The organism is Planococcus salinarum, from assembly GCF_007004625.1.
In the GTDB taxonomy this organism is placed as follows: Bacteria; Bacillota; Bacilli; order Bacillales_A; family Planococcaceae; genus Planococcus; species Planococcus salinarum.
Genome location: NZ_VIFV01000064.1, coordinates 1 through 1,317, shown reverse-complemented (window position 1 = coordinate 1,317; position 1,317 = coordinate 1). Strand labels below are relative to the sequence as shown.

The following is a 1,317-nucleotide window of genomic DNA, read 5'->3' as shown; positions in this document are numbered from 1 at the left end:
TGGTCAAGCCCCTCGTTTTTAGACACCATCTAATTGTGTGTCAGCTGGCTAATTTTTTCACGTTCAAATAAGCGGCCGGCGTCAAATAATCCAGTCTTTTTTGACTGCGTTCGCCATTAAAATAGGCAATGAATTTCGGCAGGTCGTCGATTACCTGACCAGCTGAATCGATTGGGAATAAATGCGGAAACTCTGTTTTTAAATGAGAGAAGAAACTCTCAATTACGGCGTTATCCCAACAGTTCGCTTTTCGGGACATGCTCGGGATGAACTCGAGCTCTTCTGCTAGCCGATGATGCCGAAAGGAAGAATAGACACTTCCTTGATCCGAGTGCAGAACCACTTGCTTCAAGTCCGTAAGGCCTCTTGCTTTCATCGCCTGCCAGACCGTCACTTCGACCAGATCGGCATTTGGATGAGTGCTGACCGCGAAGCCGACAACCTCGCGGTTATGTAAGTCGATGATGGCGGATATGAAGAACTTCACCTCTTTTACCGTCAATTCGGAGAGGTCCGTCACCCATTTGCGATTGGCGATTTCCGCATTAAAATCGCGGTTCAAAAGGTTTGGATAAATATAGCCGGCACTTTTTTCTTTTTGGACATGTGTTGATTTGACGGTTCGGATCTTTGATTTTATATTCATTTCACCCATCAGCCGACGGACCCGCTTATGATTGATGACGTGGCCGGAGACTTTCAGTTCACCGGAAATATGCTTCACTCCATACGTGCCTCCACTTTTGTCGTATACTTGCTGAATCGCTTTTACATCTTTCTCATCGCGTTCAGTCATCGTCTTTGCAGGACGTTTTATATGGGCATAGTAACCACTTGCGGAGACTCCCAGCGCTTTACAAACCAGCTCTACGGGATAATCCCTTCTCATCAATGAAACGGCTTCATACCGTTTGCTCATTCGCTCTCCTTGAGAAAGGCCTGGAACTTTTTTAGGATTTCAATGTGATCCTGCTGCTCATTATATTTCTTCTCGATTTCTCTCAAGCGTTTGATTTCATCGCTATGTTCGGAAACATCCGTCTTATCGTAATTAGACTCGAGACCCTTTTTTCCGAAGTTCCGATATTGTCTCAACCAGTTCGACAGCGAATTAATATGGATATTCATTTCTTCTGCCACGTCTTGGTTAGACCGTTTCTTTTCCAGGACTTCCAAGACAGCGTAGAGTTTTTCATCAAACGTATTTTGGCGCTTTATTTTTTTCTTGTGAGTGTTCATGAAAATCCTCCCCCTTTAGAATCCTATTGATTGCACAATTGTAACACCTATGGTGTCCATTCTAAGGGGGTCGACCAC

General features: G+C 44.6%; 2 protein-coding genes. Both read right to left on the bottom strand.

Annotated elements, in window-relative coordinates:
- Positions 1-40: 40 nt before the first annotated feature.
- Positions 41-919 (bottom strand): IS3 family transposase, encoded by an 879-nt coding sequence (locus DIJ65_RS16140; protein ID WP_117303802.1) that lies wholly within the window; start codon positions 917-919, stop codon positions 41-43.
- On the bottom strand, positions 916-1,239 hold the full coding sequence (locus tag DIJ65_RS16135; RefSeq protein ID WP_071152337.1) for a transposase: 324 nt from the start codon (positions 1,237-1,239) through the stop codon (positions 916-918). The genes DIJ65_RS16140 and DIJ65_RS16135 overlap by 4 nt, the downstream gene beginning before the upstream one ends.
- Between the last annotated feature and the right edge of the window lie 78 nt (positions 1,240-1,317).